Origin of the sequence: Zobellia sp. B3R18 (assembly GCF_018860715.1) — a bacterium.
Classification (GTDB): Bacteria; Bacteroidota; Bacteroidia; order Flavobacteriales; family Flavobacteriaceae; genus Zobellia; species Zobellia russellii.
Genome location: NZ_JAHKQG010000011.1, coordinates 233,852 through 251,661 on the forward strand (window position 1 = coordinate 233,852; position 17,810 = coordinate 251,661).

The window sequence follows — 17,810 nt, forward strand, 5'->3', positions numbered from 1 at the left end:
TCGTATCTTATGAACATCACTTTAAAAGGTAAAAAAGCATTGGTTGGCGGCAGCTCAGGCGGAATAGGAAAAGCAATTGCTCTGCAATTGGCCGAAAGTGGGGCAAGTGTAACTCTCATGTCCCGTAGTGAAGAAAAGTTGCAGAAAATCGTGAGTAACCTACCTACAGATCAAGACCAAGCTCATAATTATCTGATTGTGGACTTTTCAGATTTTCATAGCTATCGTGAAACGATTTACAATTACTTTCAAACGAACAGTGTAGATATTCTAGTCAACAATACGCAAGGTCCTTCGGCCGGTAGTGCCCTAGAAAAACAGACTTCCGATTATCAAGAAGCTTTTGATTTGTTGTTTAAGACCGTTTCGTACACCACAGAATTGGCCCTGGAACACATGAAAACCAATAAGTGGGGAAGAATTATCAATGTAGCTTCGGTTTCCGTAAAAGAACCTTTGTCCTATTTGGCACTGTCAAATACAATCAGGGCAGCTGTTGTAACTTGGGCCAAATCTCTGGCCAATGACGTTGGGCAATATCATATTACCGTAAACAGCATTCTTACGGGCTATTTTGACACGGAGCGTATAGAACAATTAAACGCCAAGAAAGCAGAACAATTAGGTATTTCTGAAGGTGAAGTACTTGCCGACATGGAATCAAGAGTTCCCGTAAAACGCATTGGAGACCCAAAAGAATATGGGTATCTGGCAACCTTTTTGGCGTCTGACCACGCGGCTTACATTACAGGCACTCAAATACCAATAGACGGGGGACTTTTAAAGAGTCTGTAACCGGATGATTTATGAGGCTATTATCAATAAAACAATTAGAACAAGGAATAGTACAAATGTAGATTTGAGGGATGAAGCCCAACTATCAATAAAATTATTATCCATCATATAGGTTTTAGTTCATTCAAAAATAGCTTGATGACATAGGCAGGGTGAGCCCTAAAAACATATTATTTATCTCATACGCACCTTAAAAGCTCCTCTTGCAGGCTATTTCCCACAAACTTAAAAACCTATTCCCTAACCGGATGGTAGCGTTCACTCATTTATAGTTTTTATTGGCACCGATTTTGCACAGTTTTGTTCGTAATTTTATACTATGAAAAGATTCTCCCTCATATTCACCGTAATCCTTTTTTCGCAAATGCTAACAGCTCAAAATAACGGAGACTCCTATACATCACTTTGGGAACAAGTCCAAAAACTAGAGCGCGAAGCATTGACCAAATCTGCTTTAAAGTTGGTTGAAACCATATCGGTAAAAGCTGAGAAAGAAAAAAATTCAGCGCAGATTGTAAAATCATTGTTATTCGTATCCAAATATGCAATGACCTTGGAAGAAGATGCGCAATTGCATATTATTAATCGATTTAAAGAAGAAATAGACAAAGCGGAGACCCCAACAAAAAACGTTCTGGAAAGCTATTTGGCCAACCTTTACTGGCAGTATTTTCAGCAAAACCGCTATCAATTTTATAACAGGACTGAAACCGAAACCAAGGTAGACAGTCTAGATTTCAGGACATGGGACCTTACCACTTTGTTTCACGAAATAGATATTCATTTTAAAGCATCTTTAGAAAATGAAAAAGAGCTTCAAAAAACCAACGTAAAGACAGTTGACGAATTATTAAACCAACAAAAAGACTCGGAGAAATTTCGCCCTACTCTATACGACCTGCTCGCACATACGGCGCTTCAATTCTATAAAACCAATGAAAACTCCATTACGCGCCCTGCGGATAAATATGAGATAAACGACCCGGAAACCCTATGTGAGGCGTATCAATTTATTCATCATGACCTAACTACGGACGATGATACTTCGTTGCAGGCCAAAGCGCTAAATGTATATCAAAAATTGATTACGTTTCATTTTGATGAACCAGAGCTAGAACCCTTGGTCATGGCAGATATTGAGCGTTTAAACTTTGTATACCAGAACGCCACTTTTACAAATAAAGAAACCTATTACGAAGAAACTTTAAAGAATTCAGCAGAAAGCCTAAAGCATAGCGAGCTTTCCTCACTTTACAATTACGAGCTTGCCAAGCTCTATCAAAACTTGGGACAAACATTCAGTCCTGAAGCTGCCGGAGAAACCCGTTGGAAACTCAAAGAAGCTTTGTCCCTATGTGATGCGGTTATTGCTCGGTTCCCGGACAGTATGGGAGCGGAAAAATGCAAGTCATTACGTTCGCAGATAGTTGCCCCAAGCATATCTATTATTACCGAACGACAAATTCCAGTAAACAAACCTTCAAAATTACTGGTAAATTATAAGAACTTGACCTCTTTGCAACTAACTGCCTACAGGGTCAACGAGGGGCAAGCAAAGGAACTGAACCGTCTTTATCCGCAGAAAAAACAACTTGCTTTTATAAAAAAATTAAAGGAAGTAAAAAGTTGGAATGCCCCTGTTAAAAATGAAAAAGACTACCAGCAACATGGTATGGAGGTATTCCTTCCTCCTTTGGAAAACGGGCAGTACATTATTCTAGCTTCCCCAGAAACCAAAAACAAAAGCGATTTTGCTTTTAGTGAAATTCAGGTAACGAACATGGCCTTGGTAGAAACCAAGGGTAATCTGGAACAGCGTTATCAAATAATAGACAGAAACTCCGGAGAGCCTATAACCAGTGCCCATTTAACTTTTTCCTATACCAAGAATTACAACGAGTCATACCTAAAACGAACCGAAACAACGGATAGAACAGGGTTCGTTACTATTCCCCTAACCGATGAAAATTGGAACGATGTAACTATTGAAGTTGACCATAAAGGTGAGAAAGCCTTTTTTGGAAACTACTATGTAAACGAAAAGCGAAATCAAACAGACCGCAACACTGTTTCTAACCGTGTTTTTCTATTTACGGACCGAAGCATCTACAGGCCGGGGCAACCGGTTTACTTTAAAGGTATTCTTATGGAGACTATAGATGGAAAATCTGAAGTACAGCCAGAGGAAAGTGTATCCGTAACCCTGTATGACGTAAACGGCCAAGAAATAACCGAACTTGAATTCACGACCAATGAATACGGTTCTTTTAACGGAGAATTTATATTGCCTAATTCCGGTTTAACAGGTGAGTTTTCTATTGAAGCAGATGCGCTATCGGTAAACGCAAATACCACTCAATATTTTTCCGTAGAGGAGTATAAACGCCCAAAATTTGAAACCTCCTTTAAACCTGTAACCGAAACGTATAAAGTAAATGATAGTATTAAGGTAACAGGTGTTGCTACGGCTTACGCCGGAAGTAATATTACTGATGCCAAGGTAAGTTACCGTGTAAAAAGGGCGGTTTATTTTCCCCGTTGGTACTACTGGCGCATGCCTTATTACAACAATTCGCCACAAGAAATAGCACACGGAGAAACCACAACGGATGCTTCGGGCAATTACAACATTACTTTTAAAGCCATTCCGGACAGCGGTGTGTCAAAAGAAAATCTGCCCACTTTCAGTTATGAAATTACGGCAGACGTAACGGACATTAACGGAGAAACCCATAGCACTACTACTTTTGTATCCGTAGGCTATCATTCCGTTATCGCAAATGTATCCGTACCTGAGCAATGGGATAAAGATAAAAATGAGGATAAAATACATATTTCTACCTCTAACCTTAACGGACAGCCCATACCAGCTAAGGGAACATTAAAAATGTACAAATTACAGGCGCCTAAACACGTACTCAGAACCCGTGCATGGCCTGCGCCGGATTATAAATACTGGAGCCAAGAAGAATACAACAATCTGTTTCCGCATGAAGCTTATGACAAAGAGGACAAGACAATAAACTGGAAAAAAGGCAAACTGGTTTGGCAGGTAAATTTCGACACCGAAAAATCGAAAGAATTCAGCATTAAAAACCTTAAAAAATGGGCATCGGGCAAATATATAGTTGAACTGGAAACCAAGGATAAATTTGGTCAACTCGTCAAAGAAAAAGCTATAACCGAACTTACGAGTGAAAACGACAAGCAATTACCGGACAACCGTTTGTTCGATATTAAAACGGACAAAGCAGAATATAGCATTGGAGATAAAGTGGAAGTTACCGTTTACTCCAATTCAGAAGACCTTGTGGTGACCGTATTTGTTGAAAAAGAGCAAAAAATAATTGACATCCGTAAAGTTCACCTGAGTAGAAACTCAAAATCCTTTTCCGTTCCAATAACAGAAGAAGATTTAGGTGGTTTTGCCATCAATTACACGTTTTCAGCCTACAACTCATTTCAATCCGGCACCATGTCCATTTCTGTGCCCTACCCTAATACGAATCTTGAAATTGAAACTTCTACATTTAGGGACAAGCTGCAACCGGGCACGGACGAAACTTGGTCCTTCAAAATAAAAGGACCCGAAGGTGAAAAAACATCGGCAGAACTATTGGCAAGTATGTATGATGCCTCATTGGACACCTTTAGGCCGCATAACTGGAGTTTTAACCCCTTTGCAAAAGGCTCTTATTATTCTACAATTTACGCTAACGCACATACCAGTTATGGAACAAATTCCTTTAGAACATATTTGGAGAACAAGGACTACAACTATACACCACAAGGCTATGACTCTTTTAATTGGTTTGGGTTGCACTTTGGCTATGCAAACCACTACCGCAGTAGTTTAACGCGAAAAATGTCACGTAGCGAGGCCGCACCTTTAGGGATGATGGCCGATGACGGAGCTGCACTGGAAGAAGTCGTTATTACCTCCTCCGAAGCTCCTGAGGAAAGTGAAATGGGTATGAGCAACCCAAGTCCCGAACAAGCAAACCCCAGCGAGAAGGATTCAGAAACGGTACAAATCCGGAAAAACCTGCAAGAAACTGCTTTTTTCTTTCCTGAATTGAAGACAGATAAAGACGGCACGGTTTCTTTTAGCTTTACTACACCTGAAGCCCTCACCAAATGGAAACTACAGCTGTTGGCACATACCAAATCTTTACAGAGTGCCGTAAAAACCCTTCAAACCGTTACCCAAAAAGAATTGATGGTCATACCCAATGCACCACGATTTTTAAGAGAGGGCGATGAAATCAATATTAGCACCAAAATTGCCAATCTAACCGATAAAAAATTATCGGGCGAAGCTAAACTAGTTCTTGTGGATGCCCTATCCGGAAAGGATATTTCCGAACAGTTATTTATTGGCAAGGGGCAAAATACGTTCACCGTAGATGCTCTAGGGAACACCCAAGTTTCTTGGCGATTACAAATACCCGAAAATTTACAGGCCGTTCAATACACCGTATTGGCCAAAGCAGAAGGTTTCAGTGATGGCGAACAAAGTGTACTGCCCGTATTGACCAACCGCAAGTTGGTTACCGAAACCCTACCGTTATGGGTACGGAGCAACCAGAACAAAACTTTTGTCTTAGATAAATTGAAGGACAACACCTCAACTACATTAAAAAATCACAAACTTACTTTAGAGATTACTTCTAATCCTGCGTGGTATGCCGTACAAGCACTACCCTATCTTATGGAGTACCCTTACGATTGTAACGAACAAACCTTTTCCCGTTATTACGCGAACCGTTTGGCGAGCCATATAGCCAATTCCAACGAAAGAATACGAGCGGTGTTTGACCAATGGGCGAGTTCCGATGCTTTGCTGAGCAACCTTGAAAAGAACCAAGAACTAAAATCACTTTTAATTCAAGAAACCCCTTGGTTACGCGATGCTCAATCCGAAACGGAACAGAAAAAGCGAATTGCGTTGTTGTTCGACCTTAATAAAATGAAGAACGGGGAAATCCGTGCTCTTGATAAGTTAAAGAATAATCAGAAATACTCTGGAGCCTGGGCTTGGTTCAATGGTGGACCGGACAACCGATACATTACCCAACATATTGTAACGGGCATAGGTCATTTAAAACAGTTGAACGCGTTACCAGCTTCGTCTGAAAATCAATCTTCCTTAAAAGCCGTAACAGAAAAGGCAATTGCTTATTTAGATGCCGAGTTTATTGAAGAATACGAACAAATGAAAAAGTTCAGTTCTAACTTGAACAATGACCACCTGAGCCAAATGCAAATTCATTACCTGTATATGAGAAGCTTCTTTAAGGATTTGAAAACTTCAAACAAAATTGATGAAATTACCGAATACTACTTAGGCCAAGCAAAAAAATACTGGACCAATAAAGGTTTGTACGCAAAAGGCATGTTGGCCTTAATCTTAAATAGAACTAACGAAGTAGCCACTTCTAAAAAGATTTTAAAGTCCTTACGAGAGAATAGCATTGTTTCAGAAGAGTTGGGCATGTACTGGAAAGAAAATACCGCATCATGGTATTGGTATCAAGCCCCAATCGAAACACAGGCGCTTTTAATTGAAGCTTTTGGTGAAATAGAGAATGATACAGAGACTATAGACAACCTAAAAGTTTGGCTCCTAAAGCACAAACAAACCAACCAATGGTCCACTACCAAGTCTACTGCCGAAGCAGTTTATGCCCTATTATTGCAAGGTAGCGATTGGCTTTCCGTTTCCGATGCTGTTAACGTTACCCTAGGAGGCCAATCCATTGCTTCGGAAAAATTAGAAAATACCCAAGTTGAAGCTGGAACAGGTTATTTCAAAACCTCATGGAACACTAATGAAATACAACCCAAAATGGCAGAGGTACGTCTAGAGAAAAAAGGAAATGGTATCGCGTGGGGTGCTTTGTATTGGCAGTATTTTGAGGATTTGGATAAAATTACATCTGCAAAAACACCCTTGCAACTTAAGAAAAAACTGTTCTTAAAAAAGAATACGGACACCGGTGAAAAAATTTCCGAAATTACTGAAACCACAAACTTAAAAGTGGGCGATTTAGTCCGTGTACGAATAGAACTGCGTTCTGATCGCGATATGGAATTCATTCACATGAAAGATATGCGAGCTGCCGGTTTTGAGCCAGTAAACGTAATTTCCAGCTACAAATGGCAAGATGGTCTAGGCTATTACGAAAGCACAAAAGATGCCAGCACTAATTTCTTTTTTGACCATTTGCCAAAAGGGGTATATGTTTTTGAATATGACGTTCGTGTGAATAATGCCGGTGACTTCAGTAATGGTATAACCACTATCCAAAGCATGTATGCCCCGGAGTTTTCCAGTCATTCAGAAGGTGTTCGTGTGGAGGTTGGGGATTAAAACCGCGTAGAATAACAACCTAGAAGCTTACGGTAGGCCAAAGAAGTTTATAGATAATAACTCCCAAAATAAAACCAGAGCCCAAACCACAGAGAATAACAACAGCGAACATCTGATTGGAAGATTTTTGAGATAATATATTTACCAAAGAAATGGGCGAACCGTTTTTACGAACCTCAAACTTGTTAATTTTTTCACCATGAGAGGAATCACGACGTGCAATCCAATATCTGTTTTCCCCGATATTAAAGGTGTGTTCCGCACGTAGTTTGGTTATTTTTTTGGAAACAGTTCTATCGTTCAAAAGCACTTTTTCTTTTCCAAAGAATGTATTGACCACTTCTATTTTATGATTATCAATATAATACAGTGCACTCTTGGGCATTAGAAAAGACTATTAAGTTTATTGAAGAGATAAATTGCCTTAAGCATTTTTCATCACCTTATTTAGACAATTTGGAATGATTAAATGCAAAAGGTTATTCGAAAATATGGAATAATAAATTACCTACACAGGAAAGTTTTTAACACTACAAACGCAACCATTTAGGCGCCTCTTTTCATAAGAGATGAAGATAAATAGTCCTATATTGAACTATTTGGGCGGATACTTAGAGAAAACCTTTGCCGCTAAAGCATGTAATTTTTCTTCACGTACCTCCGGAGACACATTTTCCTTAAAGTTGCTCAAGCCTTGGCCTTGCCAAAAGAGTTCGTCCTTCTTGGCATCAACAAAGTCAAAACGAATTTCTCGTTCCATTTTGGGTTGCCCTACAGGAATACCCACGGAAACACCACCGCCAACGCTGCGCCCTGTACCCCCCAAACCAACACCAACCGTGTTGTTTCTAGGTGCTTGAAAAGAGTTACTTTCTATGTTGATAAAAAAATCAGGGTCTTCTGAAAAGCGGATTCCTTTTAACTGCATTTCTTCATTTACGGCATCCAACAAGCGTTTAGCATCAAGCGCACTTAGCCCCGTATCCATATCAGGATAATAGTTGTACGTGCTGTAATTGGTAAAGTCCGTGTTTTTGTCATAATCGTAGTTCACACGAATGGTATTGCACGAGGCTAGAAACAAAATAACTAGTATAGTAAGGATACTTCTCATAGTCTCATATTAAAGGAAACGACCTTTAGCGTAATCAAATCTGTACTCTAGTAAATATAAAGAATATAAATCGGATAAAAACCTGCTGCTCTTACGCTACTGTTTAACTATTCAACATAGTCCAAAGTTTATCTTTCAATTCCGTAATACCCTGCTGTGCAACGGAAGAAATGAACATATACGGCACCTGCTCCAAATCTTTGTCCAATTCCACACTCATTTCTGCCATAAGCTCTTGATCTAGCATATCGCTTTTAGAAATGGCCACCAAACGCTCCTTATCTAACAATTCCGGATTATACCTTCTTAGTTCATCAAGAAGAATTCTGTATTCCTTTCCAATATCTTTACTATCGGCAGGAATCAAAAATAATAGTGTAGCGTTACGCTCAATATGTCTTAAAAAATAGTGCCCTAAACCTTTTCCTTCGGCAGCCCCTTCTATAATCCCGGGAATATCCGCCATAACAAAACTCTGAAAATCGCGATATTCAACAATACCTAAATTGGGTTTAAGGGTCGTAAATTCATAATCGGCAATCTTAGGCTTCGCTGATGTAATTACGGATAGCAGTGTAGATTTACCGGCGTTAGGAAAGCCTACAAGACCAACATCTGCCAATACCTTTAATTCAAGAATTACTTCTACTTCTTGTCCGGGAACACCAGGTTGGGCATATCTAGGAGTCTGATTGGTACTGGTCTTAAAATGCCAATTACCTCTACCGCCCATTCCGCCTTCCGCTAATATTCTTTCCTCTCCATGCTCGGTTATCTCAAACAATACTTCAGCCGTTTCAGGGTCTTTCACCACTGTTCCAAGAGGTACATCTAAATACACGTCTTCTCCATCAGCACCGGTACTACGGGACTTACTACCGTGCGCCCCATGACCGGATTTAAAATGTTTTTTGAACTTGAAGGTAACAAGCGTCCATAGATTTTGATTGCCACGTAAGATTACATGCCCTCCACGGCCACCATCACCTCCATCAGGACCCCCTTTGGTAATGTATTTCTCCCTGTGCAAATGCACGGAGCCTTTTCCTCCTTTACCAGATTCCGCATAAATCTTAACGTAGTCTACAAAATTGCCCTCGGTCATAAAAATATTCTGATTTACATATTGGACGATAGCCAATATTTCTGCAAAAATACGCATTTCGCATGAAGCATTGCTATGCTATGCATTTAGAAGTTAGCCTCATAAAACTAAAAGAGAGTTGAAACGGACAAAAACCGAAGTTTATCTCCTTTTCAACTCTCCTAATTTAATGCTGGTTATTGAGCTGTTAAAGCTCTTCTATAACCTTACCCAAACGATGGGTTATCTCGTCTATAGCACCAATACCGTTTACACTATGGAATTTATTCTGCTCCTCATAAAAATCTTTAAGAGGTGCGGTTTTCTCATTATACTCATCAAAACGGTTACGTATTTTGGACTCGTCTTGGTCATCACTACGGCCACTTACCTTACCGCGTTCCAACAAACGTTGAATCAATACTTCGTCATTAGCTTCTAGAGCAATGGTTGCATCTATTTTCATGTCTTTTGTTGCCAAAAAGGTATCCAAAGCTTCGGCTTGGGCAGTTGTTCGCGGAAAACCATCAAAAATGAAACCGCTTGCTTCTGGGTTTTTCTCTACTGCATCCTGTAACATTTTTATAGTTACCTCATCCGGTACTAAATCACCACGATCAATGTATGATTTTGCCAGTTTGCCCAACTCGGTATCATTTTTCATGTTATAACGGAAAAGGTCTCCTGTAGAAATATGTTTCAGGTTGTACTTTTCTTTTAAAAATTCCGCTTGGGTTCCTTTTCCGGCACCCGGTTTCCCGAACAGCACGAGATTGATCATATGTTTTTGGTTTAATTGGTAAACTTCCCTAAGGTTACGTCCAAGTTCATTGTAATCCAGACCGTAACCCACAATAAATTTATCGGGTATATCTATACCCACATAATCAATGGTGTATTCACCATTGTATACTTCAGATTTATAAAAAAGACTGACAATCCTAAATTCCTTTACGTTTGCCTTTGAAAAAAGATGTACTAATTTTTTAAGGGTGCGCCCAGTATCTATAATATCTTCCAGAATAATAACGCTGCGTCCCTCAATATTTTCGGAGACATCCAAAAGTGTTTCCACAATACCTGTAGAGGTCAAGCCCTGATAAGAGCTAAGTTTTACAAAAGAAACTTCGCAAGGATGTTGGTATTCCTTTAAAAAATCCGAAATAAACATGAATGCCCCATTAAGTACCCCCACAAAAATGGGCGTCTCGTCCTTATAATCGGCTGCAACTTCATCGGCCACTTTTTTAACGGCAGCCTTTATTTGCACTTCGCTCAAGAACGGTTTAAAATGTTTATCGTGTAGCTTTATCACATCGCATTTTTAAAGAACGGCTAATATAACACTTTGATTTTGCTTTTTTAAGTACACACCTTGCGTTTTAAGAATTCGATGTATTTTTGCATCAGTTATAAATCAATTGCATGTCTACAGAAAATTCATCGGAGTACTTTTCATCACCTTTTAAACTGGGAATCCTAGGCGGTGGCCAACTTGGAAAAATGCTACTTTACGAAACCCGAAAATTTGACATCCATACCGTAGTTATGGACGCTTCGGAGGAAGCACCCTCAAAAATAGCGTGCAACGAATTTATTCTGGGAGACCTTATGGATTTTGATGCCGTCTACAATCTTGGGAAACAGGTAGATGTACTCACCATTGAAATTGAAAACGTAAATGTTTCTGCACTTGAAAAATTGGAGAAAGAAGGGTTAAAGGTTTTTCCTCCAACCAAAGCCCTTAGGATTATTCAAAATAAAGCGAAACAGAAGCTTTTTTATGTGGATAACAACATACCCACAGCTGATTTTCAAAGATTCGCCTATAAAAGTGAGATTGAAGATAGTGTCATCAATGGCGGTCTAAACTTTCCTTTTATCTGGAAAGCGGCCCAATTTGGGTATGATGGGCAAGGTGTAAAGGTAGTTCGCAAGATTGAAGATTTAAAGGGGTTACCGACCGGCGAATGTATTGCCGAAAAGATGATCAACTTTAAAAACGAACTTGCCGTTATTGTAAGCCGAAGCGCAAGTGGCGAAGTAAAAACCTACCCAGTGGTAGAAATGGAATTTCATCCGGAAGCCAACCAGGTAGAATATGTTATCTGTCCCGCCCGAATAAGTGAAACGGTAGCTAACAAAGCGCAAGAAATCGCATTAAAGGTTTCTGAAAAAATACAGCATGTAGGTCTTTTGGCCGTTGAACTATTTCAGACCAAAGATGATGAAGTCATAGTCAATGAAGTTGCTCCCAGACCCCACAATAGTGGTCATTACAGCATTGAAGCCAGCTACACTAACCAGTTTGAGCAGCATATACGGGCCATTTTGGATTTGCCCTTAGGTGATACCAAAAGTAAAGTGGCCGGTATAATGGTGAATTTAGTGGGCGCCGAAGGCTACACTGGTGAGGTGGTGTACAAAAATATGTCCGAAATTCTAGGAATGGAGGGAGTAACTCCTCATATTTACGGCAAGAAACAAACCCGCCCCTTTAGAAAAATGGGACATGTAACCATAGTAAACGAATCAATTTCCGAGGCGCGTAAAATTGCGCAGCAAGTAAAGGAAACCATTAAAGTTATAAGCAAATAGCCATATGAGTAAAGTAGCCGTAGTAATGGGCAGCACTAGTGACCTGCCCGTAATGCAAGACGCCATAGATATTTTAAAGGGATTTGACATTGAGGTAGATGTAGATATCGTTTCTGCCCACAGAACCCCAGAAAAACTTTTTGATTTTAGTAAAAATGCGCACACCAATGGCTACAACGTAATAATTGCGGGTGCCGGTGGTGCAGCTCATTTACCAGGAATGGTGGCATCTATGTCTCCTCTACCCGTAATTGGCGTTCCCGTAAAGAGCAGTAATTCTATAGATGGTTGGGATTCCGTACTTTCCATTCTTCAAATGCCGGGTGGTGTTCCCGTGGCAACCGTTGCTTTGAACGGAGCAAAAAATGCTGGAATTTTAGCAGCTCAGATTATAGGAAGTTCGGACAAATGCGTTCTGGACAAAATCATCGTTTACAAAGAAGGCTTAAAGCAAAAGGTTATAGATGGTGCAAAATCCGTTAGCACCAAGTAACAACCCCTAAAACATCAAAAAAAATACAATTCATGAATTACCCATCACTTGTTGGTTTTATTCTTGGTGTACTGGCTATTATTGTTCTGGCTTTCGTAGAGAAAAAAGTTAAAAACCCCTATATCAAAAGCCTTTGGAGATGCTCTTTGTTCTTCTTTTCTATGTATATTTTAATTTTGACACTTGTTTTCATAAGGTGGAAATATTATGAAATGCAACTGGACTCTTTTGACCTTAATGGAGATGGCAGTATAAGTCTTACGGAATATACAGATCATTATAGATTTGTTAGGGACAAGGTAATGACCGGAGCAGACCGTAATTTTGCATTTGTAACTGGAGCCGCACTATCCTTTTTATTGGCAGGTCTTGCACTGATATTGGATTTTGTAAATACCTGGATGCAACTAAAGAACAACCCCATAAAATCTTAAACTAACAAAAATCTTGCGCTATATGAACCCTTTATTGACCCCATTTGACACTGCGCCCTTTTCAAAAATTGAAAATTCGCACTTTAAACCTGCTTTTCTACAGGCCATGGAAGAGGCTAGAGCCGAAATAGACCAAATTACAGCTAATGAAGAAGTTCCTTCTTTTGAAAACACCATAGAGGCTTTGGAGTTTTCCGGGCAGCAATTAGACCGTATTTCCAGTGTGTTTTTCAATTTAAACTCCGCCGAAACCAATGAGGAAATTCAAAAAATAGCCCAGGAAGTTTCTCCGTTATTGTCGGAATTCAGTAATGATATTACATTAAACGAGGCCTTGTTCAAGCGTATAAAAAATGTTTATGACCAAAAAGATTCCCTAAATCTATCGGTAGAACAGCAAACATTACTTGATAAAAAATATAAAAGTTTCAGTAGAAATGGCGCTAATCTGGACGAAGATAAAAAGAAGCGTCTTCGTGAAATTGATGCCCAACTATCAAAACTAAAATTAAAGTTTGGTGAAAACGTACTGGCCGAAACCAACAAGTACGAAATGCACCTTACCAATGAAAACGATTTGGACGGTCTGCCCGAAGGCGAAAAAGAAGCTGCCGCCCAAATGGCAAAAGCCAAGGACAAGGAAGGTTGGTTAGTGACTTTAGACTACCCAAGCTATATTCCTTTTATGAAATATGCCAAAAACCGCGAACTTAGAAAAAAGTTGGCGCTCGCATTTGGTAGTAAGGCTTTTCATGGTGATGAGCTTGACAATCAGGAAAACGTACTTTCCATAGCCAATTTGCGTTACGAAAGGGCAAATCTTTTAGGCTATAAAACCCATGCTCATTTTGTTTTAGAAGAGCGAATGGCAGAAACTCCGGAAAAAGTATATGAGTTTCTAAATGAATTACTGGTAAAGGCAAAACCAGCTGCCCAAAAAGAATTTGACCAACTGGAAGATTTTGCAAAAGAACTTGATAGCATAGACCAATTGGAAAAATGGGACGGTAGTTACTATTCTGAAAAGCTAAAACAAAAGTTGTTCAATTTAGATGACGAGAAACTAAAACCATATTTTAAACTCGAGAATGTAATCTCCGGAGTTTTTAAGGTGGCCGAAAAGTTATTTGACCTTAAGTTTGAAGAAGTAACGGATATTGATAAATATCACGAAGAAGTAAAGACCTATAAGGTTTACGATACTTCCAATAACTTCATCTCCGTATTCTACGCAGATTTTCACCCTAGAAAAGGAAAGCGTGGTGGTGCTTGGATGACTTCCTACAAACCACAATACAGACGTAACGGAGACAATGTGCGTCCACACGTATCCAATGTTTGTAATTTTACACGTTCCACACCAAGCAAGCCATCTCTTTTAACGTTTAATGAGGTAACTACCCTATTTCATGAGTTTGGCCACGGATTGCATGGTATGTTGGCTAACACTACCTACCCTAGCCTTTCGGGAACATCCGTTTTTTGGGATTTTGTAGAGCTTCCCAGCCAAGTCATGGAGAACTGGTGTTATGAACAAGAGGCTCTTGAACTTTTTGCCACGCACTACGAAACAGGTGAAGTAATCCCTATGGAACTGGTCCAGAAAATTAAAGAATCCGCTACTTTTCAGGAAGGTATGCAGACCTTACGCCAACTTAGTTTTGGACTGTTGGATATGTCATGGCATGGAGTGGACCCAACGGGCATCACCAGTGTAAAACAGCACGAAAGCGAAGCTTTTAAAGGTACAAACCTATATCCAGAAACTGATGAAACTTGTATGAGTACAGCCTTTTCCCATATTTTTCAAGGAGGATACTCTTCTGGGTATTACAGCTACAAATGGGCGGAAGTTTTAGATGCCGATGCTTTTGCTTATTTTAAAGAAAAGGGTATCTTTAACAAAGAAGTTGCTACTAAATTCAAGGATAATGTACTATCCAAAGGAGGTACGGAAAACCCAATGACGCTGTACAAACGCTTCAGGGGAGCAGAACCCAAAGTAGAGGCCCTATTGGAAAGAGCCGGGCTACTGAACTAAAAAAAAAGTAAAAAAATATACCGAGATTATGTTTTGTAAGTTTTTTCTTATATATTTACTAAACATAAGTAGGTTGAAAAGGTTATATCTAAAGTAATTTTTTTAACGGTTTTAAAAGAGGGTGTGGGGACGCCCTCTTTTTTTATGCCCAAAAACCAAAACATCTTTTAGGTTAAATAATTACTATTTTTTTTCAATTCGGTCCATCATTTCCAACGGTTTTTAGAACTTCGCAAAAAAAATACACATGGTTATATTTGTTGATATGGACGAGGTGATAGCAGACACCTACGGAGCGCACATAGAAGTTTACAATAAAGATTTTAATGAAAATCTAACATTAGACTTGTTTCATGGCAGTGAAGCTTGGCATAAAGTTCCTGTAGACAGACAACAAAGCGTACGTGACCATGCCAGAAACCGCGGCTTTTTTCGTAATCTGAAGCCTATAGCCAATGGCCAGAGCGTTCTAAAAAAATTAAACGAGAAGCACGAAGTGTACATTGCATCTGCTGCAATGCAGTTTCCAAATTCGCTTGAAGAAAAATCAGAGTGGTTAGATGAGCATTTCTCGTTCATACCATGGCAGAACCGTATACTTTGCGGGCACAAACACATTTTACGTGGTGACGTTCTCATTGACGACCGCAGTTACAACCTAGAAACTTTTGAAGGTAGATCACTTTTATTTACATCACCGCATAACGTAAATACTACTGGTTTTGAACGTGTAAACAACTGGCTAGAAGTGGCGGAAAAACTGCTTTAATCTTTCTTATTGGCCATATAGGCATCATAGCCCCCTTCTAGGTCAATAACTTTCTTAAAGCCCAGTGAATCCAGAACATGGGCCGCTTTTGCACTACGACCTCCTTTTTTACAGTATACATATATAGGTTTGTTCCTCTGTATAGTATCTACTTTTTTTACAAAGTCGGTATCAAACCAATTAATGTTCACCGCATTATCCAAATGGCCGCTTGAATATTCCTCAGGAGTACGTACATCTACTAAAATACCGGAATCTATATCATTCTGTGAAAATTCTGTGATACGTTTTCCTTTACTTTGAGCACAACCCACACAGATAACGCTCAACATTAGAAGCAAATAGTGGAATTTCATGTTTTTTAAGTTTAATCAAAAATACGAATTATGGCGGCATTAAATTATATTGGAAGGAATGAAAAAAAATTGAAGGTCATTACATCTAATTCTATTACTTTTGATAATGACACGATACGTATGGCAGAACATCAACTAAACCCAGAGACATGGGTAGACTTATATGCTGATTATCTTTTTAACTACGCAATAGGCCGTATTAGCGATGCCGAGGTAGCAAAAGACCTTGTTCAAGAAACCTTTATGGCGGGTTTAAAATCCGCTAAAAATTACAAGGGAGATGCCGCCGAACGCACTTGGCTCATTGCTATTTTAAAACGAAAAGTAATTGATCATTACAGAAAAATCAATTCAAAAAAGGGAAAAGCGGAAGTAAGAATGAACTACAGTTCTCAAACCGATGCCGAGGGCGATTGGCTAGAAGAACAAGTTGCAGACCCGTTTAGTTCCTTTGAAAACAGTGACATAGAGAACGAGGAATTAGGACTTGCTATACAGTCATGCATTTCAAAATTACCAAAAAAACAAGCTTTGGTATTTACCATGAAGACCATTCAAGGAATTAGTACAGAAGATATTTGTAATGAGCTTGACATTAATCCGTCTAACCTGTGGGTAATGATCCATAGAGCTAGAACAGCTCTTATGGGTTGCCTTAATCAAAATTGGTTTTAACTTATGATTTCTTGCGAAAAAGCCGCCATAATTTGCAATAAAACCCAATACAGGGAAGCAACTTTTATGGAAAAATTAAAATTGCGTTACCACCTGTTAATGTGTAAAGCCTGTTCTAAAGCAACCAAGCAGAATACGCAATTAACAACCTTATGCCAAAAGGCCGATCTTCATAGCTTAACCGAGCAGGAAAAGCTAAAAATGAAGCAAATTTTAGAGAAGGGAGACTAAAAAATAGCTGAAATTGCCACTAACAGTCCCCACCACAAAATAGATATTCCTTCTACCCAAAAAGAGGAAAAATATTTATGTTGATTTCGTTTTGTAATGAACATCAAACTTCCTAACATTATAAATAGGACACCACCAGCTATTGCCTCCTCAAGGCTTGCGTTATTTTTTAAAAGAATCAAAAAGAAAAAAGGTAGCGTACCAAATGCCCCAAAAATCTTGGTGTTGGCCACTCCATAACGTTGTGGCAATGTTTTTAATTCCGGACTGTCATACGCTAAATCACGGATTTCAAAGGGAATCAACAAAATAAGAACGAATAAAAAGCGCTGTACAACCTCTATCCACACATCCTTTTCAAAAGTCCCCCCTTCCGATAGTACAGGAAGAACAACCGTTGCTCCCGCCCAAACCAATGCCACAATAAAAATTTTAAGTCCGCCCCAACTCCTTAAATTCCTAGTATGCGGCAATAGAGGTAAGGCATATAGTCCCGTAAGTGCCACTAGCCCCACTACTCCAATCCAAACTTCCAATTTAAGGAACCAACCATGATATAAGGCAATGGCCAACGCTATAAAACTGGCAAATTGGATGTTCTTATGATACCTACTGGCCACCAAAATATATTTTTTGGCTTCTACCCCATATTTCACAAAATTGTAGCAAGCAACGGAACCAAAAAATAGAAACCACGCCAGATGCTGGTCTACTCCATAACCTAATGTAATATCCGTGACATGTACCAACGCAAAAACACCAAGCGCCACATGAATACTAGCGTCTAGGTAAAAGTCGAATATACGGTTCAAGACCTTCATATTACAAAACTAACCAAACTGTTCAT

Annotated in this window: 14 protein-coding genes; 8 read left to right on the forward strand and 6 right to left on the reverse strand. The window is 39.3% G+C overall.

Translation table 11 applies throughout. The features are described 5' to 3' along the window. The first annotated feature begins 9 nt into the window (after positions 1-9). Together KO513_RS07595 and KO513_RS07600 are read left to right on the forward strand one after the other, a co-directional pair. Positions 10-795: an SDR family oxidoreductase gene (locus tag KO513_RS07595; protein ID WP_215912909.1), complete on the forward strand. Its 786-nt coding sequence runs from the start codon at positions 10-12 to the stop codon at positions 793-795. A gap of 319 nt (positions 796-1,114) precedes the next feature. Then, positions 1,115-7,168 (forward strand): alpha-2-macroglobulin family protein, encoded by a 6,054-nt coding sequence (locus KO513_RS07600; protein ID WP_215912910.1) that lies wholly within the window; start codon positions 1,115-1,117, stop codon positions 7,166-7,168. Positions 7,169-7,187: 19 nt separating this feature from the next. On the opposite strand, the gene KO513_RS07605 is transcribed toward KO513_RS07600, so the two are convergent. The 4 genes from KO513_RS07605 to KO513_RS07620 all read right to left on the reverse strand — a co-directional run bounded on the left by KO513_RS07605 (position 7,188) and on the right by KO513_RS07620 (position 10,681). Then, a complete protein-coding gene (locus KO513_RS07605; RefSeq protein WP_215912911.1) occupies positions 7,188-7,553 on the reverse strand; it encodes a hypothetical protein in 366 nt (121 codons plus the stop codon). 210 nt (positions 7,554-7,763) lie between these two features. Further along, a complete protein-coding gene (locus tag KO513_RS07610; protein WP_215912912.1) occupies positions 7,764-8,282 on the reverse strand; it encodes a DUF4136 domain-containing protein in 519 nt (172 codons plus the stop codon). A 103-nt stretch (positions 8,283-8,385) separates the two neighbouring features. Further along, positions 8,386-9,387, reverse strand: a complete 1,002-nt coding sequence (gene obgE, locus KO513_RS07615; protein ID WP_215913987.1) for a GTPase ObgE — start codon at positions 9,385-9,387, stop codon at positions 8,386-8,388. A 187-nt stretch (positions 9,388-9,574) separates the two neighbouring features. After that, positions 9,575-10,681: an adenylate kinase gene (locus KO513_RS07620; RefSeq protein WP_215912913.1), complete on the reverse strand. Its 1,107-nt coding sequence runs from the start codon at positions 10,679-10,681 to the stop codon at positions 9,575-9,577. Positions 10,682-10,791: 110 nt separating this feature from the next. On the opposite strand from KO513_RS07620, the gene KO513_RS07625 reads away from it, so the two are divergent. From KO513_RS07625 to KO513_RS07645, 5 genes are all read left to right on the forward strand, one after another. Further along, positions 10,792-11,964 carry a 5-(carboxyamino)imidazole ribonucleotide synthase gene (locus tag KO513_RS07625; RefSeq protein ID WP_215912914.1) on the forward strand — a complete coding sequence of 391 codons (1,173 nt, stop codon included), beginning with the start codon at positions 10,792-10,794 and terminating at the stop codon, positions 11,962-11,964. Between the two features lie 4 nt (positions 11,965-11,968). Next, a complete protein-coding gene (gene purE, locus KO513_RS07630) occupies positions 11,969-12,457 on the forward strand; it encodes a 5-(carboxyamino)imidazole ribonucleotide mutase (protein WP_215438437.1) in 489 nt (162 codons plus the stop codon). 32 nt (positions 12,458-12,489) lie between these two features. Then, on the forward strand, positions 12,490-12,891 hold the full coding sequence (locus KO513_RS07635) for a hypothetical protein (protein ID WP_215912915.1): 402 nt from the start codon (positions 12,490-12,492) through the stop codon (positions 12,889-12,891). A gap of 22 nt (positions 12,892-12,913) precedes the next feature. Continuing rightward, entirely contained in the window at positions 12,914-14,932 is a 2,019-nt protein-coding gene (locus tag KO513_RS07640; protein WP_215912916.1) for a M3 family metallopeptidase, read from the forward strand. 247 nt (positions 14,933-15,179) lie between these two features. Beyond that, positions 15,180-15,701, forward strand: coding sequence for a 5' nucleotidase, NT5C type (locus KO513_RS07645; protein WP_215438440.1), 522 nt, complete (start codon positions 15,180-15,182; stop codon positions 15,699-15,701). Here the strand turns inward: KO513_RS07645 and KO513_RS07650 are convergent. Continuing rightward, a complete protein-coding gene (locus tag KO513_RS07650; protein ID WP_215438441.1) occupies positions 15,698-16,057 on the reverse strand; it encodes a rhodanese-like domain-containing protein in 360 nt (119 codons plus the stop codon). The two genes, KO513_RS07645 and KO513_RS07650, sit on opposite strands and share 4 nt — an antisense overlap. A gap of 120 nt (positions 16,058-16,177) precedes the next feature. On the opposite strand from KO513_RS07650, the gene KO513_RS07655 reads away from it, so the two are divergent. Next, entirely contained in the window at positions 16,178-16,732 is a 555-nt protein-coding gene (locus tag KO513_RS07655) for a sigma-70 family RNA polymerase sigma factor (RefSeq protein WP_215438731.1), read from the forward strand. Positions 16,733-16,959: 227 nt separating this feature from the next. On the opposite strand, the gene KO513_RS07660 is transcribed toward KO513_RS07655, so the two are convergent. After that, positions 16,960-17,784 (reverse strand): hypothetical protein, encoded by an 825-nt coding sequence (locus tag KO513_RS07660; RefSeq protein WP_215912917.1) that lies wholly within the window; start codon positions 17,782-17,784, stop codon positions 16,960-16,962. Positions 17,785-17,810 lie beyond the last annotated feature (26 nt).

Coding starts and splice junctions, on each gene's coding strand:
- KO513_RS07595 (WP_215912909.1), top strand. CDS start 10: ATGAACATCACTTTAAAAGGTAAAAAAGCATTGGTTGGCGGCAGCTCA.
- KO513_RS07600 (WP_215912910.1), top strand. CDS start 1,115: ATGAAAAGATTCTCCCTCATATTCACCGTAATCCTTTTTTCGCAAATG.
- KO513_RS07605 (WP_215912911.1), bottom strand. CDS start 7,553: ATGCCCAAGAGTGCACTGTATTATATTGATAATCATAAAATAGAAGTG.
- KO513_RS07610 (WP_215912912.1), bottom strand. CDS start 8,282: ATGAGAAGTATCCTTACTATACTAGTTATTTTGTTTCTAGCCTCGTGC.
- obgE (WP_215913987.1), bottom strand. CDS start 9,387: ATGACCGAGGGCAATTTTGTAGACTACGTTAAGATTTATGCGGAATCT.
- KO513_RS07625 (WP_215912914.1), top strand. CDS start 10,792: ATGTCTACAGAAAATTCATCGGAGTACTTTTCATCACCTTTTAAACTG.
- purE (WP_215438437.1), top strand. CDS start 11,969: ATGAGTAAAGTAGCCGTAGTAATGGGCAGCACTAGTGACCTGCCCGTA.
- KO513_RS07635 (WP_215912915.1), top strand. CDS start 12,490: ATGAATTACCCATCACTTGTTGGTTTTATTCTTGGTGTACTGGCTATT.
- KO513_RS07640 (WP_215912916.1), top strand. CDS start 12,914: ATGAACCCTTTATTGACCCCATTTGACACTGCGCCCTTTTCAAAAATT.
- KO513_RS07645 (WP_215438440.1), top strand. CDS start 15,180: ATGGTTATATTTGTTGATATGGACGAGGTGATAGCAGACACCTACGGA.
- KO513_RS07650 (WP_215438441.1), bottom strand. CDS start 16,057: ATGAAATTCCACTATTTGCTTCTAATGTTGAGCGTTATCTGTGTGGGT.
- KO513_RS07655 (WP_215438731.1), top strand. CDS start 16,178: ATGGCAGAACATCAACTAAACCCAGAGACATGGGTAGACTTATATGCT.
- KO513_RS07660 (WP_215912917.1), bottom strand. CDS start 17,784: ATGAAGGTCTTGAACCGTATATTCGACTTTTACCTAGACGCTAGTATT.